At 61.7% G+C, this 22,441-nt stretch carries 25 protein-coding genes and 2 pseudogenes; 15 read left to right on the top strand and 12 right to left on the bottom strand.

The features are described from left to right. Positions 1–6: 6 nt before the first annotated feature. The gene (locus N2A41_RS10130) at positions 7–687 is read left to right on the top strand and encodes a peroxiredoxin-like family protein (protein ID WP_222383978.1); all 681 of its coding nucleotides are present in this window, start codon (positions 7–9) and stop codon (positions 685–687) included. Positions 688–760: 73 nt separating this feature from the next. Here N2A41_RS10130 and N2A41_RS10125 read toward each other — a convergent pair whose 3' ends face one another. From N2A41_RS10125 to N2A41_RS10110, 4 genes are all read right to left on the bottom strand, one after another. Next, positions 761–1,333: a cytochrome c gene (locus tag N2A41_RS10125; protein WP_260110849.1), complete on the bottom strand. Its 573-nt coding sequence runs from the start codon at positions 1,331–1,333 to the stop codon at positions 761–763. Between the two features lie 113 nt (positions 1,334–1,446). Continuing rightward, complete coding sequence (locus N2A41_RS10120) at positions 1,447–1,779, bottom strand: four-helix bundle copper-binding protein (RefSeq protein WP_260110848.1); 333 nt, start codon at positions 1,777–1,779, stop codon at positions 1,447–1,449. 11 nt (positions 1,780–1,790) lie between these two features. Next, positions 1,791–2,225: a CopM family metallochaperone gene (gene copM, locus N2A41_RS10115; RefSeq protein WP_260110847.1), complete on the bottom strand. Its 435-nt coding sequence runs from the start codon at positions 2,223–2,225 to the stop codon at positions 1,791–1,793. A gap of 39 nt (positions 2,226–2,264) precedes the next feature. Then, the gene (locus N2A41_RS10110; protein ID WP_162119665.1) at positions 2,265–2,594 is read right to left on the bottom strand and encodes a hypothetical protein; all 330 of its coding nucleotides are present in this window, start codon (positions 2,592–2,594) and stop codon (positions 2,265–2,267) included. A 151-nt stretch (positions 2,595–2,745) separates the two neighbouring features. Here N2A41_RS10110 and N2A41_RS10105 point away from each other — a divergent pair, with 151 nt between their 5' ends. Continuing rightward, the gene (locus N2A41_RS10105; RefSeq protein WP_260110846.1) at positions 2,746–3,249 is read left to right on the top strand and encodes a cytochrome b; all 504 of its coding nucleotides are present in this window, start codon (positions 2,746–2,748) and stop codon (positions 3,247–3,249) included. Here the strand turns inward: N2A41_RS10105 and N2A41_RS10100 are convergent. Beyond that, positions 3,232–3,510 carry a hypothetical protein gene (locus tag N2A41_RS10100; RefSeq protein WP_260111139.1) on the bottom strand — a complete coding sequence of 93 codons (279 nt, stop codon included), beginning with the start codon at positions 3,508–3,510 and terminating at the stop codon, positions 3,232–3,234. The genes N2A41_RS10105 and N2A41_RS10100 overlap by 18 nt on opposite strands. On the opposite strand from N2A41_RS10100, the gene N2A41_RS10095 reads away from it, so the two are divergent. The 7 genes from N2A41_RS10095 (at position 3,404) to N2A41_RS10065 (ending at position 8,306) form a co-directional block, all read left to right on the top strand. Then, positions 3,404–3,817, top strand: a complete 414-nt coding sequence (locus tag N2A41_RS10095; protein ID WP_260110845.1) for a hypothetical protein — start codon at positions 3,404–3,406, stop codon at positions 3,815–3,817. The genes N2A41_RS10100 and N2A41_RS10095 overlap by 107 nt on opposite strands. A gap of 94 nt (positions 3,818–3,911) precedes the next feature. After that, a complete protein-coding gene (locus N2A41_RS10090) occupies positions 3,912–4,139 on the top strand; it encodes a hypothetical protein (RefSeq protein WP_260110844.1) in 228 nt (75 codons plus the stop codon). After that, positions 4,136–5,602, top strand: a complete 1,467-nt coding sequence (locus N2A41_RS10085) for a TolC family protein (RefSeq protein WP_260110843.1) — start codon at positions 4,136–4,138, stop codon at positions 5,600–5,602. The genes N2A41_RS10090 and N2A41_RS10085 overlap by 4 nt, the downstream gene beginning before the upstream one ends. A 13-nt stretch (positions 5,603–5,615) precedes the next feature. Further along, positions 5,616–6,962 carry a multicopper oxidase family protein gene (locus N2A41_RS10080; RefSeq protein WP_260110842.1) on the top strand — a complete coding sequence of 449 codons (1,347 nt, stop codon included), beginning with the start codon at positions 5,616–5,618 and terminating at the stop codon, positions 6,960–6,962. Positions 6,963–6,997: 35 nt separating this feature from the next. Then, the gene (locus tag N2A41_RS10075) at positions 6,998–7,477 is read left to right on the top strand and encodes a cupredoxin domain-containing protein (RefSeq protein WP_260110841.1); all 480 of its coding nucleotides are present in this window, start codon (positions 6,998–7,000) and stop codon (positions 7,475–7,477) included. A gap of 23 nt (positions 7,478–7,500) precedes the next feature. Continuing rightward, positions 7,501–7,788: a copper-binding protein gene (locus N2A41_RS10070; protein ID WP_017964313.1), complete on the top strand. Its 288-nt coding sequence runs from the start codon at positions 7,501–7,503 to the stop codon at positions 7,786–7,788. 56 nt (positions 7,789–7,844) lie between these two features. Continuing rightward, positions 7,845–8,306: a DUF411 domain-containing protein gene (locus N2A41_RS10065; protein ID WP_260111125.1), complete on the top strand. Its 462-nt coding sequence runs from the start codon at positions 7,845–7,847 to the stop codon at positions 8,304–8,306. Between the two features lie 31 nt (positions 8,307–8,337). On the opposite strand, the gene N2A41_RS10060 is transcribed toward N2A41_RS10065, so the two are convergent. Further along, entirely contained in the window at positions 8,338–8,706 is a 369-nt protein-coding gene (locus N2A41_RS10060; RefSeq protein WP_260110840.1) for a hypothetical protein, read from the bottom strand. Positions 8,707–8,840: 134 nt separating this feature from the next. Further along, positions 8,841–10,349, bottom strand: coding sequence for a winged helix-turn-helix domain-containing tetratricopeptide repeat protein (locus N2A41_RS10055; protein WP_260110839.1), 1,509 nt, complete (start codon positions 10,347–10,349; stop codon positions 8,841–8,843). Positions 10,350–10,417: 68 nt separating this feature from the next. Here N2A41_RS10055 and N2A41_RS10050 point away from each other — a divergent pair. Then, positions 10,418–10,501, top strand: a pseudogene (locus tag N2A41_RS10050) (glycerol-3-phosphate 1-O-acyltransferase PlsY); the annotation flags it as partial. Between the two features lie 47 nt (positions 10,502–10,548). Here the strand turns inward: N2A41_RS10050 and N2A41_RS10045 are convergent. Further along, a complete protein-coding gene (locus N2A41_RS10045) occupies positions 10,549–11,460 on the bottom strand; it encodes an agmatinase (protein ID WP_260110838.1) in 912 nt (303 codons plus the stop codon). A 215-nt stretch (positions 11,461–11,675) separates the two neighbouring features. Between N2A41_RS10045 and N2A41_RS10040 the strand changes: the two are divergent. The 3 genes and pseudogenes from N2A41_RS10040 to N2A41_RS10030 all read left to right on the top strand — a co-directional run bounded on the left by N2A41_RS10040 (position 11,676) and on the right by N2A41_RS10030 (position 14,128). Further along, positions 11,676–12,842: pseudogene (locus N2A41_RS10040) on the top strand (MFS transporter). Between the two features lie 117 nt (positions 12,843–12,959). Beyond that, a complete protein-coding gene (locus N2A41_RS10035) occupies positions 12,960–13,448 on the top strand; it encodes a MarR family winged helix-turn-helix transcriptional regulator (protein WP_260110837.1) in 489 nt (162 codons plus the stop codon). Then, positions 13,448–14,128: a GNAT family N-acetyltransferase gene (locus tag N2A41_RS10030; RefSeq protein WP_260111124.1), complete on the top strand. Its 681-nt coding sequence runs from the start codon at positions 13,448–13,450 to the stop codon at positions 14,126–14,128. The genes N2A41_RS10035 and N2A41_RS10030 overlap by 1 nt, the downstream gene beginning before the upstream one ends. Before the next feature lie 14 nt (positions 14,129–14,142). Here the strand turns inward: N2A41_RS10030 and N2A41_RS10025 are convergent, their stop codons facing one another. Beyond that, positions 14,143–16,989 (bottom strand): M16 family metallopeptidase, encoded by a 2,847-nt coding sequence (locus tag N2A41_RS10025; RefSeq protein ID WP_260111123.1) that lies wholly within the window; start codon positions 16,987–16,989, stop codon positions 14,143–14,145. Between the two features lie 311 nt (positions 16,990–17,300). Here N2A41_RS10025 and N2A41_RS10020 point away from each other — a divergent pair, with 311 nt between their 5' ends. Then, positions 17,301–18,281: a substrate-binding domain-containing protein gene (locus N2A41_RS10020; RefSeq protein ID WP_260110836.1), complete on the top strand. Its 981-nt coding sequence runs from the start codon at positions 17,301–17,303 to the stop codon at positions 18,279–18,281. A 73-nt stretch (positions 18,282–18,354) separates the two neighbouring features. Here the strand turns inward: N2A41_RS10020 and N2A41_RS10015 are convergent, their stop codons facing one another. Genes N2A41_RS10015 through N2A41_RS10005 form a run of 3 tightly spaced genes read right to left on the bottom strand, consistent with a single transcriptional unit; the run spans position 18,355 to position 21,385 of the window. Then, entirely contained in the window at positions 18,355–19,620 is a 1,266-nt protein-coding gene (locus N2A41_RS10015) for an ABC transporter substrate-binding protein (RefSeq protein ID WP_260110835.1), read from the bottom strand. 26 nt (positions 19,621–19,646) lie between these two features. Then, positions 19,647–20,483, bottom strand: coding sequence for a carbohydrate ABC transporter permease (locus tag N2A41_RS10010; protein WP_260110834.1), 837 nt, complete (start codon positions 20,481–20,483; stop codon positions 19,647–19,649). Continuing rightward, positions 20,480–21,385 carry a carbohydrate ABC transporter permease gene (locus tag N2A41_RS10005; RefSeq protein WP_260110833.1) on the bottom strand — a complete coding sequence of 302 codons (906 nt, stop codon included), beginning with the start codon at positions 21,383–21,385 and terminating at the stop codon, positions 20,480–20,482. Before N2A41_RS10005 ends, N2A41_RS10010 begins: the two co-directional genes overlap by 4 nt. Before the next feature lie 106 nt (positions 21,386–21,491). Between N2A41_RS10005 and N2A41_RS10000 the strand changes: the two genes are divergently transcribed. Continuing rightward, positions 21,492–22,438 (top strand): IS630 family transposase gene (locus tag N2A41_RS10000; protein WP_222282285.1). Its coding sequence is split into 2 segments (ribosomal slippage): positions 21,492–21,830 and positions 21,833–22,438, totalling 945 coding nucleotides; the frame shifts between segments, so codons are not numbered across the junction. The last annotated feature ends 3 nt before the right edge of the window (positions 22,439–22,441 follow it).

Below are 22,441 nucleotides of genomic sequence, written 5' to 3'. Positions count from 1 at the left end.
CGAAACATGCAGGAGAACCACGCCGCAAGACCATTGCAGCCGGGAGATCGCGCGCCGAACGTGGTGCTGGATGCGATCACCCGCCAGGGCAAGGTCGCCATCGACGATTTTCGCGGCCAGAAGCCGGTGCTCGTCGGGTTGTTCCGCGGATTGCATTGCCCCTTCTGCCGCCGGCAAATCGCCGCCATGGCCGAACTCACCGGCGCATTGCAGGAGAAGGGCATCGATAGCCTGACCGTCGTCAACACGCCGATCGAGCGCGCCCGCCTTTATTTCCGCTACCATCCGCTTCCCAATCTGCTGGCGGCCTCGGACCCGGAACGGGTATCGCACAGGGCCTTCGGCCTGCCGAATCTGCAGTTCACCGAAGATGAGAATGAGTGGCCGCGCAAAGTCAGCATGAACACGGTGATGTCGATGCGCATCGACATGCCGGGCGAGCTTCCAGCGCCTATGGACCCGATGGCGGCGTCGGAATTCCTCGACAAGGCGGACGGCTATGAGTTTACCGAGGATGACAAGCAGATGATCGCCACCGGCCACGGCCAACTCGTTGGCGAATTCCTGCTCGATCGGGATGGCGTCGTGCGCTGGTGTTTCACGGAAGTCGAGGAGGATGGCCGCCATATGTTCGGCGGTCCTGCCCCTCGGGAAGTGATGTCGGCAGCGTCGAACATGGCTGTTTGAAGCGAATGAGGCCGTGTTTGAAAGGTCGGGCGCTTGAACAAGGCGAGCCATTCCCGGTCCCGCATGATCGCCCTTATTCCATCCTGAACCTGGCGTGGCAGGTCGTGCAGGTCTGAAGCATGAGGTGGAACGCGTGTTCCGCCGGCATTGCCAGCAGCTCCTGCTCGTTGCGAACATGAGTGCCGAAAGGACCGCCGCCCATGGCCTCTCCGGGCTTCATGCGCATGCTGGCAGTCATCGGCCCGGGGTTGTTCTGCGCGGCGGCATCCAGTGCGACGGCGTAGTCGCGCAGATCGTTGGCGATGCGGTCGAACCGGTCGCGCTCTTCGAGGATGTTCGGCCTGGCCTTCGACTGCGGCCCGGCCTTCGACTGCAGATTGGCGGCCTCGGAGGCGAAATGTGCGGAGAGAACGCTCCCGGACTTGTCACGGATGGTGTCGGCCGCCCATTTGAACTCGCTGGCCTTATAGGCGGCCGGATCCTTGAACATGCCGGAGATCGTCTTCGCCGCGGCGGCCATGGCCTTCATGTCCGCCTGTCGACGGGAGACGAGGTCCTCCGCGGCTGGCGACGGAACCCCCGCCATCAGCACTGCTCCCACGATGGAGAGCAGTCCAACCTTCTTCATGTAAGCGGTCTGTTTCATAAACGCTGCGTTCCAAACCGAGCCATGCCAATTGCTTTCGGATATCCGTGGCTTCACCGGATATCCGTTCTCATCTGGGCAGGAAGAGGGCGGACGGAGACCGCCCTCCCCGATCACGCGGCCATCTTGCTGCAGCTATCGGCGCAGCGGCGGCAGGCGTCGACGCAGCTTTGCATGTCGCCCACCCGCTCGCAGTCTTCGGCGCACTGGCCGCAGATTTCCGCACATTCCCGGCAGACATGCTTGTGGTGCTCCGAGCCGATCAGCATGAAGTGCGCTGAGGTCCGGCAAATCTCCGCGCATGCCATCATCAGCTTGAAGTGCGGGGGCTTGGTGTGTTCGCCACCCAGTTCCAGACAGTGGCCCATCGCCATCGACAGGCATTCGCTGTAGCAGGCGAGGCAGTTGTCGATGCAGGCTTTCATTTCAGTCGACAGATGATGCATGGCGCAATCTCCTATTTGACTTCCTGGTCCACCCACTTGGACATCTCTTCGATCTCCTTTTTCTGGGCTTCAATGATCTTTTGAGCCATCTGCTTGGCCTCTTCGTTGTCGCCGTACTTAAGCTCGACCTCCGACATGCTGATGGCCCCCATGTGGTGGGCGATCATGCCGCAGACGAAGGAGACATCGGCGTCCTTCTTCATCATCCCCTGCATCATGTTCATGTGCATGTCCTTCATGCCGCCCATCGACGCCTTCTGGTACTCGGTCATGTCGCCCATCGGCATGCCGCCCGACATGTCCATCTTCGACATGTCGGTCTTCATGCTTTCGGACTTGCATTTCTCCGGATAGGCCATCGTCGACTGGGCGGAAGCGCCCGACAGCAGGATTGCGAAGGAGGCGGCGACTGCCGAGCACAAGGCAAGCTTGGTGAACGTCTTCATGTTTCGATCTCCGAAATCTGTTTGATTGTTTGGTCCGTGTCAGCCCGCCTGAAATCGGGGCGGCGGATCGATCGCACGGATCAACAGGAGCGGCCTGTCGACGGACTGCGTCGCTTCATGCTTCCCCGGTTCAAAGCGCGGAGCCGCGACCTTGGCAAGTTCCGGAAGGATCGGACAGCAGTGCATCGCCGAACAGCACCCGGCTTGCGGGACGTAGGCATGCCGCGCATGGTGATCACGCTCCCCCACGACGGCACAGTGCTGGTTTTGAAAGGTGCTCGGCACCGCGGCCATGCCGAAAGGATTCGCCGCCACCAGGAGAGCGACGACCAAAAGCTGAGCGTACCGGAAGATGCTTTCAGGTCTCATAAGGCTGGGTTCCCTTCCGGCGCCGAACTGTGCGGCAGCGGCAATGTTCCACAGTACCAGTGATCTGTGGCGGCCTTGCGTTTTGGCAACGGCCGATGAGGAAGCATTAACGATCGCCGGCTAGTCTGCGCCTCGCGCTCGGAAAAATTCGATGAAACCTGGTTATTCGCTAGCCCAGATAGGACTTCACTGGCTGATCGCCCTCCTGGTGCCGGTCCAGTATCTGACGGGCGGCAGCATCGAGAGAACCCACCACGCCGTCCACATGGGGATGACGCCATCGCCTTGGGACGTCGTCCAGCACCAGTTCCACAACTACGCGGGAATGGCGATTGGCCTGCTTATGGGCCTGCGGCTGGCTCTTCGTGTCCTTCACCCGCCCGAGACCGGCGCGCCCGGCACATGGACCGGGCGAGCCGCCGCGACGCTTCATCATGCCTTCTACGCCGCAATCATCGGACAGGCCTGCATGGGATTTGTCGCGAGCTACTTCTGGTTCGAGATCGCGCCGTACCACGTCGTCGGGTCGAAGATCATCCTGGCGATGGTGGCGCTGCATCTCACGGCGGCGATTTGGCACACGCTCGTCGCCCGTGACGAGACAGTCGACCGGATGGTGTTCCCGCGCCGGAAGCGGTCAGCCGAGGATCTGTAACGTGGCGAACATCAGCACGACGCAGCGGCCGCTCATGGCTGAGAACACCAGGACTGAACGGGACGGGCGGTTCCGTGCCACATAAAGGACGCGAACATCGACGACAGATGAGTCGCAATTGAAATCGATCTGCTTTGCATGTAGTTCGAGGAGCATGGGCAAGATGTACCGAATCGCAATGAGCAGGCTGCTCATGATGATGCGGCTGGTGATTATCGTATCACTGGCAGGGTACTCGCTATCGAACGCCAGCGCCGCCATGCATGGCTCCTCCTTCCCCGAGGCGGCAGCGGTACAGTCCGAGTCCGATGCAATGCAGCATCTCGATAGCCATGACATGACGAAGATGGCTGCTCATGACCATTCGCAGGGCGACGTTGGTGATGACGCAGATGGCGTATCGAAGCTGGTCAAGCAGGAATGCTGCAAGGATTTCTGCGGCGGACTTGGCATCATTTGTGAAGGTCCGGACGTCGGCGGACCCATCGTCAATTCCATCCGGGAATTTATTGACGACCGGACGACACTTGGGGAACTTCCGACTCTCCACCGTCCCCCCAATATCTGAATAGAGACGCGCCCGCTCGATCGGGTCCAGTCGGTCGCCTGCCCCGCATTCGGGCGGGCGCACCGTAGGCTATCTCTTATTCGGAAATTTCATAATGAAACCCTCGCTTTTCGTGGTGGGGCTGCCGCTTCTTGTCGGCGGCTGCGCATCCACGCTTCCTCCCGACGTGGTGGCGTCCCCCGTAGCGGTCGAACAGCCGTCCGCGCGCCCGGCCGCATACCGGTCACCGATCTCGGGCTACGTCACCAGGCAGCCCGTCGATCCCAAGCCATGGCGTAGACAGAACGATCTGCAGTCTCCAGCGAATGGAGACGCCTCATGATCGAGCCAAGAAGAACATTGGTGGCGCTGATATTCCCGATGGTGTTGAGCGGCTGCGCCACAGACGCCGAGTATTCCAGCACGGAAGCCGGCTTCACCGCCGTTTTCAACAAGACCGCCACTGTCACGGCGAAAGAGACCGTCTGGATCCAGAACCAGAACCAAGCCCGGTCGGCGGCCGCGCAGGTCAGAAGCCTGCTCGCGCGAAAAAAGACCCTCGACGTCGAAACATCCGTCCAGATCGCGCTGCTCAACAACAAGGGTCTGCAGGCCGCCTACGCCGATCTTGGCGACAGCGCCGCCGACGTCTGGCAGTCGACGATGTTCCTCAACCCGACCGTCTCCATCGGCACGACCGGCATGGGGACGCCGGAGCTGGGGGCGTTCAAGACGATCGAGGGAACGATCACGACGAACATCCTGGCGCTTGCCACGAGGAACAGGGATATCGCGATCGCCGACACTCGCTTTCGGCAGTCGCAACTGACCGCGGCCGTGAAGACGCTTCAGGTCGCTGCCGACACCCGGCGGGCCTGGATCGGCGCGGTCGCGGCCTGGGAGAACGTCGCGCAGCTCCAGCGTGCCCAGGCCGCGGCGGACGCCGCTTCCGAGCTCGCGGAGAAGCTGGGCGAAACCGGTGCGATGACCAAGGGCGCCCAGGCCCGCGAATATGTGTTTGTTGCTGAACTCGCCGGAGAGACAGCGAAGGCCCGGCTGGCGGCCCGTCTCGCCAAGGAGGAGTTGACGCGGCTGATGGGCCTCTGGGGCACCGACCTGGACTACCAGGTGCCCAACGGTCTGCCGCCGCTACCCAAGTCCGTCGTCGGGCGAGGCACCATCGAGGCCGAAGCACTCCGAAATCGGATAGACCTCCAAGTTGCAAAGCTCGAACTCGAAGCCACCGCCAGGTCGTATGGCCTGACCGAGGCAACGCGCTATGTCACCGACCTCCAAATTCTGACGGGCTTCGAAACGGAACGGGAAATCGAGGACGACGAGAAGAAGACCAGGACGACCGCTCAGGTCGAACTGGAGTTCGCAATCCCGATCTTCGATACGGGCAAGGCCCGGATGCGCAAGGCTGAAGTGGCATATATGCGGGCGGCGAATCTGCTGGCGGAGAAGGCCGTCAATGTCCGGTCGGAGGCGAGATCGGCATACGAAGCCTACCGCTCGAACTACGATATCGCGCGGCACTACCAAAACGACGTCGTACCGCTTCGCACCAAGGTCGAGGAAGAATCCTTGCTGACCTACAACGGCATGATCTCGAACACGTTCGAGCTACTCACCGACACCCGTGACAAGATCAACTCCATCCTGCTCTCCGTCAACGCAAAGCGCGACTTCTGGCTGGCCGAAGCCAACCTCGCGCCTGCGATCTACGGCGGCGGCGCGACGAAGGCGTCGGCAGAGACCGAGGTCGCCGGTGCTTCCGAAAGCAGCGCCGGCGGCGGTCATTGAGAAAGGACACACCATGTTCAACAGACGACAACTTTTTGGAGCCAGCGCCGCTCTGCTCACCACAGCCGCCTGGACGAAGACGTCGGCGATGGGGCTGCCCGACGCACCGACAATGGAATCGGCGGACATGCAGCCGCCACTCCACCCGGCCTCAGGTCCGGACTATCAGCCGGTGGTCACCCTCAATGGCTGGACCCTGCCCCACAGGATGAACAACGGCGTCAAGGAGTTTCACCTCGTCGCCGAACCAGTCGAGCGCGAGATGGCCGACGGCATGACCGCCTATCTCTGGGGCTACAACGGACAGTCTCCGGGGCCGACCATCGAGGCGGTCGAAGGCGACCGCGTCCGCATCTTCGTGACGAACAAGCTGCCGGAGCACACGACGATCCACTGGCACGGGATGCTCGTGCCATCGGGCATGGACGGCGTCGGCGGGCTGACGCAGCCGCATATTCCGGTCGGCAAGACCTACGTCTACGAGTTCGACCTCGTGAAATCCGGCACTTTCATGTACCACCCGCATTCCGACGAGATGGTGCAGATGGCCATGGGCATGATGGGCTTCTTCGTGATCCATCCGAAAGATCCCAAGTTCATGCGCGTCGACCGAGACTTCGTCTTCCTGCTCAACGCCTACGACATCGATCCCGGCTCCTATGTGCCGCGGATCATGGAGATGACCGACTTCAACATGTGGTGCTGGAACAGCCGCGTGTTCCCGGACATCAGCCCTCTGGTCGTTTCCAGGAACGACAGGGTGCGGGTGCGCGTGGGAAACCTCACCATGACGAACCATCCGATCCATATGCACGGCTATGATTTCGAGGTGACGTGTACCGACGGCGGCTGGGTGCGGCCGGAAGCGCGGTGGCCGGAGGTGAGCATCGACATCCCCGTCGGCGCGATGCGTGCCTATGAGTTCGATGCCAAGTATCTCGGCGACTGGGCGATCCATTGCCACAAGTCGCACCACACGATGAATGCCATGGGTCACGACATCCCGACCTTTATCGGTGCGGACAAATCGAAGGTCGCCGAGAAGATCAGGAAGCTGCAGCCGGAATACATGCCCATGGGCACCAAGGGCATGGCCGACATGGGCGAGATGGAAATGCCCATCCCCGAGAACACGGTTGCCATGATGACCGGCTGGGGGCCGCATGGTCCGATCGAAATGGGCGGCATGTTCTCGGTCGTGAAGGTCCGCGAGGGTATCTCGGCGGACGATTACTCAGATCCGGGTTGGTACGAAAACCCACCCGGGACCCAGGCTTGGGAATGGACCGGCGAATTGCCGGACGCGACCAAGGCCAAAGACGCGAAAACGCAAATCACGCCGAAACCGAAAAACGGCTGAGGCTCAACCTCCCACATCCAAAAAAGGATTTACGCATGAAGAATTATGTATTGGCACTGGCGCTGTTCGCCCTCGCAACCCCTGCCCTGGCTTCCGGCAATCACGCCGGCGGCCACGGTGAAAAAATGGCTGTTGGAGAACCCGGCGACAAGGCCAAGGCGACGCAGACGGTCCGCGTCACGATGAAGGAAACCGAAGACGGGAGGATGATATTCACCCCTGCCGTCTTCAATGTCCGCAAGGGGCAGACGGTCAAGATCGCGATCAAGAATGCCGGAACTGTCGACCACGAATTCGTGCTCGATCAGGAAGACAAGATTCTGGAGCACAAGAAGGTCATGGAGAAGTTTCCGGAGATGGAACATGCCGACGCCAATTCCATCCGCCTTCCGGCCGGTCAATCCGGCGAGATCGTCTGGAAGTTCACCACCGACGGCGAGTTCAAGTTCGCCTGCCTGATCCCCGGCCACTATGAAGCCGGCATGCACGGCGACGTCACCGTCGCCGGGAAATAATCCGCGAAAAAGGAGCCAAGAACATGAAAACTGCCATGATCAAAATCAGCCTAGCCGCCCTGCTCTCTGCCAGCGCGGCCTTCGGCGCGTTTGCCCAGGAATTCACCAAGGGTGTCGTCAACAAGGTCGACACCAAGGCGAACAAGGTCACTATCAAACATGAGGATCTGAAGAACCTCGACATGCCTGCGATGACGATGGTCTTCCGGGTCGAAGACCCGGCCCTGCTGGAAAGACTGAAGGAAGGTTCGAATATTGAGTTTGTCGCAGAGCGCGTGAATGGCAAGCTCACCGTCACTGAAGTAAAATAGTGGGCTCCTGCCGCCCGGCCCCGATCCGGGCGGCAGGACATCACGGAGTGGAGACGATGTACAGGAGAAGCTTCATTACAATGGCGGCATTCGCCCTGGCGTTCTTTGGCAGAGAGGCACACGCCGCCGCGCCGGCGAAGATGACGGTCTACAAGGATCCCAGCTGCGGCTGCTGCCATAAATGGTCGAAGGCAATGGCGGCAGCGGGATTTTCGGTTGAAGCCCGCGACACCGACGACCTTGCAGCGCTGAAGGCGCAGTTGGGCGTGCCGGCCGACGTGCAGGGATGCCACACCGCCGTCATCGAGAAATACTACCTTGAGGGACACGTGCCGCTCGAGGCCGTCCGACGCCTTTTGCAGGAGCGGCCGCCAGTCCGAGGGCTGGCCGTGCCGGGCATGCCACCTGGCTCCTTGGGAATGGGCGACGATCCGCAGGCATTCTATGCGGTGTATGCGGTCCCCTCGGGAACCGGCGCGCCATACGTGTTCATGGAGGTTCGTCCCCGGAAGGGCTGATGCCCTCGATCAATCAAGGCCGAGATGGCGCTCAGGAAACTGGAGCGGCACAGAGCGCCGCCCAGAGATCATGCTTCCAGTCCGTTCCTGCCCGCGCCGACACGTCAACCGTATAGTCGGCTGAATTGATCCGCACCATGGCGGGCGAAACGCAGCGCACGCTCGCCTCGTGTCTTCCTCCGTCCCGATAGATCACTGTCCCGCCACCGTCGAATTCCGAGAGTGTGATGACGACGTCGAAATCAAAGGCGGGATCGCGGGCAGGCCCGCCCCCGGCCAGACCGAGACTGACCGAGCGGCCGCTGCCGAACGAAGCGGTGTGGAAGACGACATGCCCAGACGCCGCCGACATGGATGCGGACTGCGCGCAAAGGATCAGAGACAGAAGGACTCGGCGCATTTCCCCTCCCGTGGTCAACGCATCCCGATCCTATCATATGCGCGGAGGCTCTGCGACGATGCAGAGCCTCGCGGGCAGGTCTTTATCGGTGACGCGGAAGTCGACCGGCCGGCCGTCTTTGAGGCGCGCCGGCATCACTCGGGGAGCCCGGCCTTGCGGTAGCCGTCAATGAAATGTGCAAGCGTCCGAGCGTCACGAAATGGCTCGGTCGCAGCCCAATGGCGGATTGAAAAACGCGGGTTGGCAACAAGGAACAGTTCGACCTCGGCGCGCGCCTCGTCGAGCCGGCCGAGCTGGGCAAGGCTTGCTGCCAGGAAACGGCGTGAGCTCGTGCGATAGGTCTCGTCGCTGCGCAGCGTCTCGACAGCGGCTTGGTATTGGCCGGCGGCATATTGCGCCTGGCCGAGCGCCAGATAGTACCAACTTGCCGGAAACGGGTTCAGCCGGAAGGCATTGGCGATATGCTCGAGACCCTCCCCGACCCGCCCAGCCAGGACCGTGATGTCGGATAATGCCGCAAAGGTATCGGCCTCGTTCGGGTCGAGCTCGATCGCCTTGGCGAATCCCGCATCCGCCTCGGCAAAGCTGCGCTCATAGGCGAGCAGATAAGCCAGGACCCAGCGACAGCCGGCGTCATTGGGGTCGATCGCGACGGCCTTGCGCGCCAGCTCTAAAGCGAGGCTTCGGGTGGGTTGCGTTGGTCCGGCGGAATGCACCTCTCCCATCCAGTGGTTCATGGCAAGCCAGCGATAGGCCTCGGCATAGTCGGGATCGAGCGAAATCGCGCGCGTCAGCATGAGATGCGCTTCCCGTGCCGCCTGCGGCGTGTCATCCATCAGCCTACGCGCCCGCACGCAGAGATCGTAAGCCTCGAGATTTTTTGGCCGGTTGCGCGGCGGCGGTGCGCGCAGCCGGCCGAGCAGCGCCTCGACGATCTTGGCCGTCACCTCGTCCTGAACGGCAAAGATATCGTCCAGGCTGCGATCGAAGCGTTCCGCCCATAGATGATCGCCACTTGCCGCATCGACCAGCTGAGCGTTGATGCGCACGCGCGCTTCAACGCGTCTTGCGCTGCCCTGCAGCAGGTAGCGCACGCCAAGCTCCTCGGCGATCTCGCGCACATCCATCGCCTTTCCCTTGTAGGCGAAGGCCGAGTTGCGGGCGATGACGAACAGGCCCGGTATCCTGGAGAGGTCTGTGATCAGGTCTTCAGTCAGCCCATCGGCGAAGGATTCCTGTTCGGGATCGTTGCTGATATTGAGGAAGGGCAGCACTGATATCGATGGTTTGTCGGGCAACGGCAAAGCTTTTCGCTTCACGCCGCTGAGCTGAATGACGGCGCCTACGAAGCGGTAGCCGACGCGCGGCACTGTGGAGATCCATTCACCGCCATCGGTAGCCGGACCGAGCAGCTTGCGCAGCTGCGCGATCTGGACCGTGAGGTTGCCTTCCTCGACGATCCTGCCCGGCCAGGCCGCATCCATCAACTCGGCCTTGCCGAGGATTTCGCCGGGCCGCGCGACGAGTGCTGCAAGCAGCTTTACCCCGCGGTGGCCAACGGCAACGGGATCATCATTCCGAAGAAGCGTTCCCGCAGCCGGATCAAGCACAAACGGACCAAAAGCAAAGCGTGACCCCTGCATAGGGCGCATCCTAGAGTCTTTAAAGCTTGGATGGAACTGTTCGTCCGCTTAGGTCGCATGGTATCGACGGCATTTACGTGATTGCACGACATTGCGCCAACATTCGGCGGCTTCTGGCTGGGACGGAGCCACGTCTTGGCAAGGTCGCCTAGAGGCGAAATGCAGCACCATGCACTGCTTGCTCAGAGGAAGCAGGGTTTCAATATTGCCGGACGATGGCGCCGACCGCATTGACGAGAATGCGCGCGGCGGTTAGCGCCGACAGGCCGTCTATGTCGGCGGGAGGATAGAGCTCGACAAGGTCGAATCCCGCAATCCTCGCCCGCCTGCCGAGGCCAGCGATCAGATCGATCACCTCAGTGTAGGTGAGGCCGCCGGGAGTACGCGCCGCCACGCCCGGCATGATGCTGGGATCGATGCTGTCGCAATCGAGGGTGACGACGACCTGGGCTCCTTCCGGAATATGCTGGAGGGCAGCTTCGACGCCCTCAGCGTGAACCTCACGAGCGGTCACGAAGCGGCTGCCATAGTGCTGAGCCGCCTCGACGTCGGTGGCGCGCGCGCTGCCGACACTACGAAGACCGACTTGCACCATGCCGGCGACATGCGGCATCTCGCTCGCCCGACGCATCGGACTTGAATAGCCGTAGCGCTCGCCATGCACGTCATCGCGCCAGTCGATATGGGCGTCGATCTGCAGGACCCAGACCGGCCCTTGATCCGCAAAGCCAGCGAGGAAGGGAAAGGTCACGGAACAGTCGCCACCGAGCAGGATCGGGATAGCCGGCAATTCCAGCACCTCGCGCGTCTTCGCCACGATCCGGGCCCGGTTGCCGGCATTATCGTGCATGGTGGTCTGGATGTCGCCGGCGTCGATGCATGAGACCGGCCCACCGTCGAACAGCGGCCCTCCGAGATCGAAATCCCAGTGCTCGACGAGCGGGGCATCGTCCTGGCTCGCAGCGCGGATCGCATGAGCGGCCAGGGCGTAGCCGCTGCTGTCCTTGCCGGGATAGGTGCTGCCGTGAGCGGCTGCGAAGATCACCACACGGGGCAAACGCCCATCGGCAAGGTGACAGGGTAGGCCGAGAAAGAAAGGTGAAGCGGTCATTCCAGATGGTCCTGATGATGTCCGGCGGAATTTTCGTGGTGATGGCTTGCGGTCGGGGCAAAATTTGATGCTGACCTGTTTAGTCCCTTTGGACGTTTTTGAGAACTTTTTGGAAAAACTTAAGTACGACGCTCCCCGCCTCCTGCAGAATTCATCCTCATTGAGGTTGAGGTTTACCCGGACCTTCAATCATACGGTCTGACGAGGACATCTGCATGGCTGCCGAAAGCGTCACATCACCGCGCGTGGATCGGATCCCCTGGGCCGCAATGGCGGGTATCATCGCGACCGTCACGGTGTTCGCCGTGGCACAGGGGCTGACCTATCCGTTGCTGAGTTTCATCCTGGAGCGGCAGGGAACGACATCGGGCCTGATCGGCTTGTCGGCGGCGATGACGCCGCTGGGTTTCATTATATCAGCGTCGTTCATTCCGGCGCTTTCGCGGCGTGTCGGCGGAGGGCGGCTTGCGATCCTGTGTTCGATCCTGGCCGCTCTCACCCTGTTTGCAATTGCATGGATGCAGGACGTATGGGCCTGGATGCTGCTGCGCTTCCTGCTCGGCTTCTTCGCCAATCCGCTTTACGTGATCAGCGAGACCTGGCTGATCTCGCTCACGCCGGCGCCACGCCGGGGCCGTATCATGGGCCTCTATTCATCGATCGTTTCGGGTGGCTTTGCCATCGGCCCACTGTCGCTCGGCCTTACCGGCGCCGAGGGTTGGCCGCCCTTCATGATCGGTATTGCGGCCTTCCTTTTCTGCGGCCTGATCGTGCTTGCGGTCGCCCCTCGTCTGCCCGGCATGCCTGATGAAGGCGAGGCAACATCGGTCGGCGGTTTCTTCCCACTGGCGCCGCTGCTGTTGTTTGCGGTTTTCACGGCTGCCGCCTTCGAGCAGATCCTGCTTTCCCTGTTCGCTGTCTATGGCACAGCGCTCGGCAGCGACGAAGAGCGCATCGCGTCGCTCATCACCTGCTTCATCGCGGGCAATGCCGTGCTGCAGATTTTGCTCGGGCGCATCGCCGAGCGGTTCGGCTCGACGCGGACGATGTTATTCTGCGTCTTGGCTTGCCTGGCCTGCTGCCTGCTGCTGCCAGCGGTCTTCGCCACGTGGCTGATCTGGCCGCTGGTTTTCGTCTGGGGCGGAGTCTCGTTCGGGATCTACACCCTGTCGCTGATCCAGCTCGGCGAGCGGTTCACCGGCTAAGCCTTGATCGCCGGCAATGCGGCCTTCGCCTTGGTATGGGGTATCGGCGGCATCGTCGGCTCGCCGGCAACAGGACTGGCGATGCAACTGATCGGACATCAGGGCCTGCCATTATCCCTTGGCCTGCTCAGCTGTGTGCTGGTGGTGTTTTTGATGGCTAGGAGATGGCGAGGCTGATCGAGGCACTGGTTCGTGCCGCCCTGCCCCCGAATTCATCTGCCGGCCCTTTCCGCAGAAGAATTGCAATTTAATGCATTACATGTTATATAACATGCCATACAAATGGAGATCGGCATGGTCGAGGATGTGGTTCGAACACTGGGATTTCTGTGTATGGGCAGCCGGCTGCGGCGCATCGGTGAGAGGTTGCAGGCCGATACGCAGCAGGTCATCGACGAAGCGGGCCTCGGCATCCAGGCGGGCCAGTATCCGTTCCTTGCGGCGATCGACCGGGCCGGGCCGCTGACGATCGGCGAGCTTGCGCAGGCGGTGGGCATCACCCAGCCCGGCGCAACCCGAACCATCGGCCAGCTTCTCGAACTCGGTTACGTCGACATGCAGCCGGCACCGGATGATCAGCGTCGCAGACTGGTCTCGCTGACCGACAAGGGACAGGACCTCATCGATCATTCAAAGAAGGTGATCTGGCCGCGCATCGCCGCCGCCGTTGCCGATCTCTGCGGCGATCTCGACGGACCGATCCTCGAACAGCTGGCCGCTATCGAGGACAGGCTTGCGGTGGCACCGCTTGCGCGCCGCAGCCCTGTCAAGGAGGAAACATGATGAGACATATTCTCGACCGGCCGATCTGGAGCGCGCTGGAGACCGCACATGCCGATCTCGCAGAAGGCAATGAGAAGGCACGGCGATACCCCCCGTCCATCGTCCCCTTCGCAGCGTCCGCCGACGACACGCCGGAGAGCCTCGACGCCCTGGAGAGCCTGCCTTCGCAGGCGGAGAGCATGATCCTCGTCGAATCAGGTCCGATCGCCATTCCACCGGGTCTTGCCGTCGTCACAGAAGCATCGCTGGTCCAGATGGTAGCCGGGCGGCCCCATGAGAGGCTTTCGGATTCCCGCATCCAGCCGCTCACCGAGGCCGATGCCGCCGACATGCTTGATTTGGCGACACTGACCAAACCCGGGCCGTTCACCCTGCGAGCCCAGAGCCTCGGCAGCTTCTGGGGGATCAGAAGCGAGGGCCGCCTGGTGGCGATGGCCGGGCAGCGGATGCGGCAGACTGGCTTCATCGAGCTCAGCGGGCTTTGCACCCATCCCGATTTCCAGGGGTGCGGCCTCGGCACCCTGCTCTTCCGTTTCGTCGCCAGCGAAATCGCATCCAGCGGCGACACGGCCTATCTGCATGCCTATGCGGCGAACACATCCGCCATTTCGCTTTACAAGACACACGGCTTCGCGCTTCGCTCGGAGATGAACATGCGTGTGGTCAAACGCCGGTCCTGAGCGGTGCTCACCACCTAACGTACAGCCACCGGCAGCACTTCGAATTTCCAGAATTTTTCCGGGCTGAAAAAGGCCGCGGCAAACGCGCGGATATCCCCGGCGGTGACCTTACCGTAGCCGCTGAGACTATCGCGTATCCGGTCCAAACGACGCGAGTCCGTCTGGGCGTGGTGCAGATATGCGATCCAATATTCGTTGCTCTGCTGCTGATGCTTCAAAGTCTCGATGATGGGTTCCCGGGCGCGCGCGAGTTCGTCTTCGGAAATGTCATGCGACCGCAGATCATTGGCGGTCTCGTCGACAAGTGCATAGAAGCGCGCAACCTTTGCCGGGTCGGTCTCGACGTAGAAATATGCGTAGCCGTAGCCGGGAACTTCCCTTGAAAGTTCAACATCGCCCTGCATGGCATAGCTTGCTCCTTCCGCAATGCGAAACTGGTCGATCAATCTGTTTTGGAAAATCTGGGTGGCAATATTGGCGGTGAAGGATCGCGGCAGATCGGAGAACAAATCGCCGATGGAAGCCCCTACGGCGGCGGCGGCATTATCTGCCCTGCCGCTATGGGTCTGTAAAACGGGTTTCTCGGTCGTTGCCGGAAAATGCACGTCGTCCCGAGCGTTGCTCGACCCCGTCTCCGGGCGCGGCGGCAAAGCGCCAAAGGTTTCAGCCGTCAGCTGGATTGCGTCGTCCACCGTCACGTCGCCAACGATGGTGATGTCGATGGGACCATTGGAAACCATAGGCCGGAACAGCGCCTCGAATTCGTCTGGCTTGGCGGCGGACAATTGCGCGCGGTCGGGGAAGGTCCAGCGCGGGTCGCCGGAATGCACGAGACCTGCGAAATCGCGGCTGAAAACGCCGCTAGGCGACGCGTCATACTGATCGAGGCCGCTCAAATAGGCCTGCTGCACACGCTTGAACGCCTCGGGGCGATAGGCGGGATCGGAGGTATATGCGCTCATCAGCTGCAGCTGCGTCGCAAGATCTTCAGTCCGTGTACGACCGTCGAACCGGAAGGAACTGTCGCCAACCGAGAAGTCGACGCCGACAATGTTGGCCGTCAGCGCTTTCTGTATATCCTGGTAATCCATGGCCTTTACGCCAGACAGCACAACGGCCGGAGATGCCCAGATCGCGGCGGAACGGTCGTGCGGCAGGTCCAGCCGACCGCGGCCGATATCTTCGCGCACCAGCACTTCGTTGGCACGCAGCCTGGTTGGCTTGACGGTAAGCCGTGCGCCGTTGGAAAAGCGCACCATGGTCAAGCCGAGATCTTCAACCGCACGGCGTTCGACCACAGCGCCCGGTTCGCCGAAATGGGTGTAGGGCCAGGCGACGTCAGTTGCACCGGATGGTGCCGAGACGGCAATGGCATTTGAAGCGTCATAGACTTGCCGAACCGTTTCGGCCCCGCCCTTAGGTGATTGGTCGGTCTGTAGCACGACCTGCGGACCGTTGCCGGAGAAAGCAGGCTGCAAGGCCCGATTGACCTCGTCCGCCGTGACGCCGCTCGTCATGGTCTCGAACATTGAGAGGTCTTCGGCGGGCGAGGTGAAGACTTGATCGTCATCGACGCTGCGAGCCAGCATGGAAGCAATGTCGGTGGTCATCCGCGTCGCGGCTCCGGCAGCAGCAGCCTGCAGGGCCGAGCGATATTCGCGGATTTCGCGATCGATCTCCGCCTGCGCAACGCCGAACTCCTGGATTCGGCGCTGTTCCTGGTCAATGGCCGTGAGCGCCGCCTGCCATTTGTCCGGCTCCGAATTCGCCGCGATCAGGACGATATGGGCGGAATCGAGGAGATCCTGGGAGCCGACGTCCGCACTGATGAAAGGGGCATCCGCCTTGCTGGCCACGGCGCTCACCCGACGTTTGAGCACCAGAAAACCGAGATCCTCAATAAGCCCAGCGCGGCGCTTGGCGAAGGTGTCAGGCGCGGCGTCATAGGGACGCGTCCAGGCGATCTGTATGCTGGTCATGCCGCCGGGAACGACGATGACCTCGGCGCTTTCGCCCTTCGTCACCAGCGCGCCAAGATCCGCTTTTGTCGGCGCCGGACCCACGGCCTTCCAGTCGCCGAAGCGCTGCCGGATTTCGACTTCCATGGCAGCGGGGTCGATATCGCCCACCACTATCAGCGTTGCCCGGTCGGGTCGGTAATTGGCCCGGTAATAATCACGGACGAGGTCCACGGGCGCATTGCTGATGATGTCGGCTTTACCGATCGGCGCGCGTATGGTCGCGCGCTGGCCGGCGAGCAGCGAATTCATGATTCCGAGTGACGCGCGATACTGCGGCGTGTCGCGCAGCCGCTCCTCCGACAGAATGACGCCGCGTTCGCGATCAAAAGCGCTGGCATCGAGGGTCAGCTCGCTCGCCGTTTCTCGCATCAGCATCAGGCCCGTCGAAATCGTGTCTGCATCGACCTCGGGCAGATCGAGCGCATAGACGGTCTCGTCATAAGAGGTATGGGCGTTGGTGTCCGGTCCAAAGGCCAAGCCCTTGCGCTGCAAGATACGGATCATCTCCCCTTCGGCGACATGTGTCGAACCCTTGAAGGCCATGTGCTCGAGAACATGCGCCAGGCCCTGCTGGTCGTCGTTTTCGTCGAGCGAACCGGAGCCAATGCGAAAGCGGATAGCTGCCTGTCCGGGCGGCGTGGCATTGCGCGTGATCGCAAACCGCATACCGTTGGCGAGCGTGCCGAAATGCACATCGGACTCGGCTTGGATGTCGCTTTGCGTTTGTGGCCAGGGCACGGACGGGGTGTCCGCATAGGCTGGCAACGCGAAGTTTGCAACGAGCGAGGCCGTCGCAAAAAACCACCACGCCGTGGAGCATTCCATTTTTTTGTGAGACATTCTTGTCCAAGTGATGAGAATGAAGAGGGTAGATGGCGTCAACCTTACTATTCCACAGGTTGCATTCCCCAGCAACTTCCATGTGTGTGAACGGATGAAATGAATAAGAAGTAGATAACTCTGCTTAGAACAGGATGATTTTAGGCCCGGTCGGCCTAAAATCTGAATCCTGTTCTCAATTAAAGAGTTAGAGCATGATGTCGTCCGAAAACCGCTCACACTTTTCGGCATCATGCTCTGAGTGTCAGACCAATGTCATCGAACCCGCCTAAAGGATTGCGCCTCGATGCTGTCACCAGGAGGCGCTTTCGATGGCGACATTGCAGCAGGTCGCATTCCGGGCAGGATGCTCGCTGGCGACCGCAAGCCGTGTTCTCAACCGCAACGGCCCGGCCAGCGATCTGATGGTTCGCAAGGTGCGCCGTGCGGCTGCGGAACTCGGCTATCGCCCGGCCGGCCTGTCCACCGGTCGGCTCGGACGCAGGCCCGTGGTCGGCGTGCTGATCCCCAGCATCACCAATCCGGTCTTCGCCTCTTCGCTGTCGAGCATCCAGAACCGCATGCTGGTGGCCGGCCATGGCGTCTTGATCGCCCAGTCAAATTACGATCCGGCGCGCGAGGCCGATGCCGTCGCCGCATTGTTGAACGACCGGCCGACCGGGCTGATCCTCACGGTCTGCGATCCCTCCACCAGCAAGGCGCTGCTTGCGAAGCTGCCGCCGACGGTGCTGCTCAACAACCTGCCGACAGCGCAGTTTCCGGCGGCCGTCACCGCCGACAATCGCGGCGCCGGCCGCGAGGTCACGAAATTCCTGATCAGCAAGGGCCATCGCCGCATTCTGTTTCTCTCCGGCAATTTCGCCGCCTCCGACCGCGCGCGGCTTCGCCACCGGGGTTATCTCGACGCCATGGCGGAAAGCGGGCTCGCGCCGCTCGATGCCGTGCAGATCCCCTTCGTCAGCGGCTATGACCAGCTCGATCTCAGTGCCGCGATGACCTCGCTTGCGCCGACGGCGATCATCGCCTCCAACGATCTGCTAGCACTCGGCGTCATCGGCGCGCTGAAGCGCGAGGGGCTGTCGGTGCCTGGGGATGTTTCGGTCGCCGGCTTCGACGGCATCGCCATCGGCAGGCTGATCGATCCGCCGCTGACGACCATCGAAATGCCGGATGCCAGCATGGGCGCGACGGCCGCTTCGCTGCTTCTCGACATGGCCGAGAATGCCGCGCCCGCCCGCCATCTCGACGTCGCCTATACGCTGCGTCGTGGCGGCACGGTGCGCGCCATCTGAGAAGTTTGCCAGAAACAGCAGGGCCGCCAGGCGCATGGCGTGGCGGCCCTTAACCTATTGCCCGATGAGGCGCTTAGCTGCGCGGCAGCATGTCCTCGACGTCAGCGGCTGCGTCGTCGAGCGCTTCCTTCGGTTCGGCCGACTGGTCGACGATGCGCGAGAGATTGTCGACGATCGTCTGCGTGACCTTGACGCCGTTCGAGCCGGGGAAGGCATACCACGGGATCATCACCGGCATCTGGCTGAGGCCTGCCTGGAATAGCGGGTTCTGCTTGTAGAAGTCGCCGAGATAATCGGCCGACTTTGCGGCAAGCTCGTTGTTCGGGACATAGCCGGTGCCGGGCACGACGACGGAAGCGCCATAGGGACCGGCGGCGAATTTGGCGAACTTCCAGGCGGCATCCTGCTTGGCGGCGTCATGCGTCAGGATGACGACGGCATTGCCGCCGGTCGGCAGATGTCCGTTCGCCGGATCGATCAGCGGGATCTTGGCGGTGCGCAGATCGAACTTGTTGCCGACATTCTTGATCGTATTGCGCAGCGCGCCTGTCGTCTGGAACTCGAAGCCGACCTTGCCGGCTGCGAAAGCCTGCTCGCCGGCGGCCTTGGTGAACACAGGCATGCCGCCTTCTGTCACCAAGCGATGCAGGACCTCGACGGCCTTCTGGCCTTCCGGACCGTTGAAGGCGACCTTGCTTTCGTCGTCGCTCAGCATCTTGCCGCCGGCGCCGAAGAGCAGTGCCGAAAACATCCAGTCGTCGCCCTGCCAGCGGAAATCGATGCCGTCGACACCGTTGCCGAGCGCCTTGATCTTGCCGCCGAGCGCGATGACCTCGTCCCAGGTCTTCGGCGGATTTTCAGGGTCGCCGCCGGCCGCCTTCACGAGATCGGCGTTGTAATACATGATCGGGTTGGAGGTGGCGAAAGCGAGGCCCACCTGCTTGCCCTTGACCTCGGCGAGCTTGAGGATCGTGTCGGAAAAGCCCTGCTCGGCCATGTTGCCATCCTTCTGGACGAGCGGGCCGAGATCGACGGCGACGTCGCGCTCATCGAGCATGCGCAGGCGGTTGAGGCCGATGAAGGTGATATCAGGCATTTCGCTGGTGCCGACCTGGCGAAGGATCGTCTGGATGCCTTCTTCATAGGTGGCCGACGGGCTGGCGAACTGGATCTTGATGTCGGGATTTTCTTCCATGAACTTCTTCGAGATCGTGTCCATCACGTCCTTGAAGAAGCCCGGCATCGGGTAGTGAACCGTCAACGTCGTCTCGGCGTGCGCGGGAAGCGCGATTGCCATCGAGACGGCCGCTGCGGCGAGAAGCTGGGTGATATGTTTCATCGCTCGTTCTCCTGGGTTGAAACCGGTCAGCCTTTGAGACCGGTCATGGTGATGCCCTCGACGAAGCGCTTCTGCGCAAGCAGGAAGGCGATGACGAGGGGAAGGGTAATGATGAGGGTCGCCGCCATCAGCGCGCCGTAGTCGTCGCCGGCCTCGGCGGCGCGGAAATACATCAGGCCCAGCGGTGGTGTGGCATAGTCCTGCTTGCTGATGACGATCAGCGGCCAGTAGAGATCGTTCCAGTGCGCGACGACCGAGAAGATGGCGAAGGCGGTAACCGCCGGCCAGGCATTCGGCACGATGACGCGGGCGACGATGCCGAGTTCCGACATGCCGTCGAGACGCGCGGCATGGATCAGATCATCCGGCATGGCGCGGAAGAACTGCAGGAACATGAAGATCGCGAAGACCGAAATGGTGAAGGGCGCGACAAGGGCGGCATAGCTGTTGAGCAGCGCGGCGCGGTCGAAGGCAACATAGAGCGGCAGCGCGGTCGCATGGATCGGCACCAGAAGGCCGAGCATGACCAGCACCATCATGGCGCGGGCGGCGCCGAAGCGCATCTTTGCCATGGCGTAGGCGCAAGGGATTGCTACCAGCACCTGGAAGAAGAAGATCAGCCCGCAGACGACGACGCCGTTCCACAAGAGCCGCGCCATCGGCACCCGGCTCAAGGCCTTGGCGAAATTCTCGGCATAGGTGAGATGCGCCGGGATCAGCGACAGCGACGAGGTGAAAATGTCGCTTTGGGCCTTGCCAGCCGTCGAGATCATGAAAACGTAGGGCGACAGGAAGATGATCGCGCCGAGCGAAAGCAGGGTCAGGCGGATGATCCTGCCGAGGGAAAAAGCGCTCGTCATCATGTGTAATGCACCCGGCGATCGAGAATGCGGTACTGCAGGAACATCAGAACCACCAGGATCAGCAAAAAGACCACCGTCATCGCCGAGGCATAACCGACGCGCAGATAGACGAAGCCTTCCTGGTAGATCGTGAAGAGCAGCACCTCCGACGCCTTGTTCGGGCCGCCCTCGGTCAGCGTCTTCACAGTCTCGAAGACCTTGACTGAATTGGTGATGCTGATGGTGATGACGAAGAGCGTCGTCGGTCCGAGCATCGGCCAGGTGACGAGCAGGAAGCGGTCGAGGGAGGATCTGGCGCCGTCCACCTCGGCGGCCGCGTAAAGCTCGCGCGGGATCGCCGTCAGCCCGGCCAGGAACAGCACCATGTTGAAGCCGGCCGATTGCCAGACGCCGATGATCGAGACGCTGTAAAGCACGGTGCCGGAGCTGCCCAGCCAGTTCGGACCGGGAAGCCCGACGAGGGCGAGCAGTGCGTTGAGCGGGCCGATTGTGGGGTGGAACATATATTGCCAGACGGTCGCCATGGCGACGATCAGCGAGGCGACCGGGAGGAAATAGGCGGTGCGGAAGAAGCTGCGCGCCTTAGTCTCGCTCTCGATCAGCATGGCGATGCCAAGGCCGAGAAGGATCGAAATTGGTGCGACGATCGCGGTATAGACCGTCGTATTCCACAGCGACTTGCGAAACGTGCGGTCGGTGATCAGGTGCGCGTAATTCTCGAAGCCGACGAAACGAAACTTGCCGTAACCGAGTTCGAAATCGGTAAAGCCGAGCACGATGACTGATACCACCGGCAAAAGCACGAAGAGAAACAGCAGGATCATCGCCGGCATGACCAGCATCCAGGCGATACGGGCCTCGCTGCGCCGATGCGCAACGGCGGCATCGTACGGCACGGCCATGGAGACAATGCTAGAGCGGGATTGTTTTAGTCGGAATCGGAACAGGGATTCCCTTTCTGGTGCAAATCAGATTCACCATTCTGGCCGGTGCAGGAGGCCGGTCTGGATGGCGAAACCTTTTTCGGATGATCTTCGGGAACGCGTTGTTGGCGCAGTAACGCGCGAGGGCCTGTCGTGTCGAGCGGCGGCAAAGCGCTTCGGCATTGGCATCAGCACCGCGATCGACTGGGTCCGGCGCTTGCGTGAGACGGGCAGCGCGGCTCCCGGCCAGATGGGCGGGCACAAGCCACGGGCGATCTCAGGTAAACATCGGGTCTGGTTGATCGATCGCTGCCACATGCAGGCGTTCACCTTGCGCGGGTTGGTGGCGGAACTCGGAGAGCGCGGCCTGAAAGTGGATTACAGCGCCGTCCGGACCTTCGTGCATGAGGAAGGGCTGAGTTATAAAAAAAGACGTTGGTCGCCAGCGAGCGCGAGCGGCCCGATGTTGCCGCCCGGCGGGCGCGCTGGCTGAAGCATCGCCATCGCATCGATCCATCTCGCCTTGTCTTTATCGACGAAACCTGGACGAAGACGAATATGACGCCGCTCAGGGGCTGGGCGCCGCGCGGCGAACGGCTGTTGGGCCATGCGCCCTTCGGCCACTGGAATACCATGACTTTTGTCGCAGCCCTCAGGGCCGACCGCGTCAGCGCACCGTGGATCATCGACGGCCCGATCAATGGCGAACGCTTTCGCATCTATGTCGAGAGGGTGCTGGTACCGGAGCTCAAACCCGGCGACATCGTCGTCATGGATAATCTCGGCTCGCACAAGGCCGGCGCTATCCGTGCCGCCATCCGCAAGGCCGGCGCCAGATTGTTCTTCCTGCCGCAGTATTCCCCCGATCTCAATCCGATCGAAAAACTCTTCGCCAAGATCAAGCACGAGCTGCGCAAGGCGCAGGCTCGAACCCGACAGGCCATCGACGACGCGCTGGCAGCCACCCTTCAAACCGTCTCGCCGAAAGAGTGCCAAAACTACTTCAAGGAAGCCGGATATGAACGGACATAAAAC

Origin of the sequence: Rhizobium sp. SRDI969 (assembly GCF_025152725.1) — a bacterium.
GTDB lineage: Bacteria > Pseudomonadota > Alphaproteobacteria > Rhizobiales > Rhizobiaceae > Rhizobium > Rhizobium leguminosarum_I.
The sequence above is the reverse complement of the archived record's forward strand: the minus strand, read 5'-3'. Positions and strand labels throughout refer to the sequence as shown.

Coding starts and splice junctions, on each gene's coding strand:
- N2A41_RS10035 (WP_260110837.1), top strand. CDS start 12,960: ATGGTCGAGGATGTGGTTCGAACACTGGGATTTCTGTGTATGGGCAGC.
- N2A41_RS10055 (WP_260110839.1), bottom strand. CDS start 10,349: ATGCAGGGGTCACGCTTTGCTTTTGGTCCGTTTGTGCTTGATCCGGCT.
- N2A41_RS10070 (WP_017964313.1), top strand. CDS start 7,501: ATGAAAACTGCCATGATCAAAATCAGCCTAGCCGCCCTGCTCTCTGCC.
- N2A41_RS10130 (WP_222383978.1), top strand. CDS start 7: ATGCAGGAGAACCACGCCGCAAGACCATTGCAGCCGGGAGATCGCGCG.
- N2A41_RS10010 (WP_260110834.1), bottom strand. CDS start 20,483: ATGATGACGAGCGCTTTTTCCCTCGGCAGGATCATCCGCCTGACCCTG.
- N2A41_RS10030 (WP_260111124.1), top strand. CDS start 13,448: ATGAGACATATTCTCGACCGGCCGATCTGGAGCGCGCTGGAGACCGCA.
- N2A41_RS10100 (WP_260111139.1), bottom strand. CDS start 3,510: ATGGCGGCGCTGGCGTTCGATAGCGAGTACCCTGCCAGTGATACGATA.
- copM (WP_260110847.1), bottom strand. CDS start 2,225: ATGAAGACGTTCACCAAGCTTGCCTTGTGCTCGGCAGTCGCCGCCTCC.
- N2A41_RS10090 (WP_260110844.1), top strand. CDS start 3,912: ATGAAACCCTCGCTTTTCGTGGTGGGGCTGCCGCTTCTTGTCGGCGGC.
- N2A41_RS10025 (WP_260111123.1), bottom strand. CDS start 16,989: ATGTCTCACAAAAAAATGGAATGCTCCACGGCGTGGTGGTTTTTTGCG.
- N2A41_RS10085 (WP_260110843.1), top strand. CDS start 4,136: ATGATCGAGCCAAGAAGAACATTGGTGGCGCTGATATTCCCGATGGTG.
- N2A41_RS10125 (WP_260110849.1), bottom strand. CDS start 1,333: ATGAAACAGACCGCTTACATGAAGAAGGTTGGACTGCTCTCCATCGTG.
- N2A41_RS10080 (WP_260110842.1), top strand. CDS start 5,616: ATGTTCAACAGACGACAACTTTTTGGAGCCAGCGCCGCTCTGCTCACC.
- N2A41_RS10015 (WP_260110835.1), bottom strand. CDS start 19,620: ATGAAACATATCACCCAGCTTCTCGCCGCAGCGGCCGTCTCGATGGCA.
- N2A41_RS10095 (WP_260110845.1), top strand. CDS start 3,404: ATGGGCAAGATGTACCGAATCGCAATGAGCAGGCTGCTCATGATGATG.
- N2A41_RS10065 (WP_260111125.1), top strand. CDS start 7,845: ATGTACAGGAGAAGCTTCATTACAATGGCGGCATTCGCCCTGGCGTTC.
- N2A41_RS10020 (WP_260110836.1), top strand. CDS start 17,301: ATGGCGACATTGCAGCAGGTCGCATTCCGGGCAGGATGCTCGCTGGCG.
- N2A41_RS10105 (WP_260110846.1), top strand. CDS start 2,746: ATGAAACCTGGTTATTCGCTAGCCCAGATAGGACTTCACTGGCTGATC.
- N2A41_RS10045 (WP_260110838.1), bottom strand. CDS start 11,460: ATGACCGCTTCACCTTTCTTTCTCGGCCTACCCTGTCACCTTGCCGAT.
- N2A41_RS10120 (WP_260110848.1), bottom strand. CDS start 1,779: ATGCATCATCTGTCGACTGAAATGAAAGCCTGCATCGACAACTGCCTC.
- N2A41_RS10060 (WP_260110840.1), bottom strand. CDS start 8,706: ATGCGCCGAGTCCTTCTGTCTCTGATCCTTTGCGCGCAGTCCGCATCC.
- N2A41_RS10110 (WP_162119665.1), bottom strand. CDS start 2,594: ATGAGACCTGAAAGCATCTTCCGGTACGCTCAGCTTTTGGTCGTCGCT.
- N2A41_RS10005 (WP_260110833.1), bottom strand. CDS start 21,385: ATGGCCGTGCCGTACGATGCCGCCGTTGCGCATCGGCGCAGCGAGGCC.
- N2A41_RS10075 (WP_260110841.1), top strand. CDS start 6,998: ATGAAGAATTATGTATTGGCACTGGCGCTGTTCGCCCTCGCAACCCCT.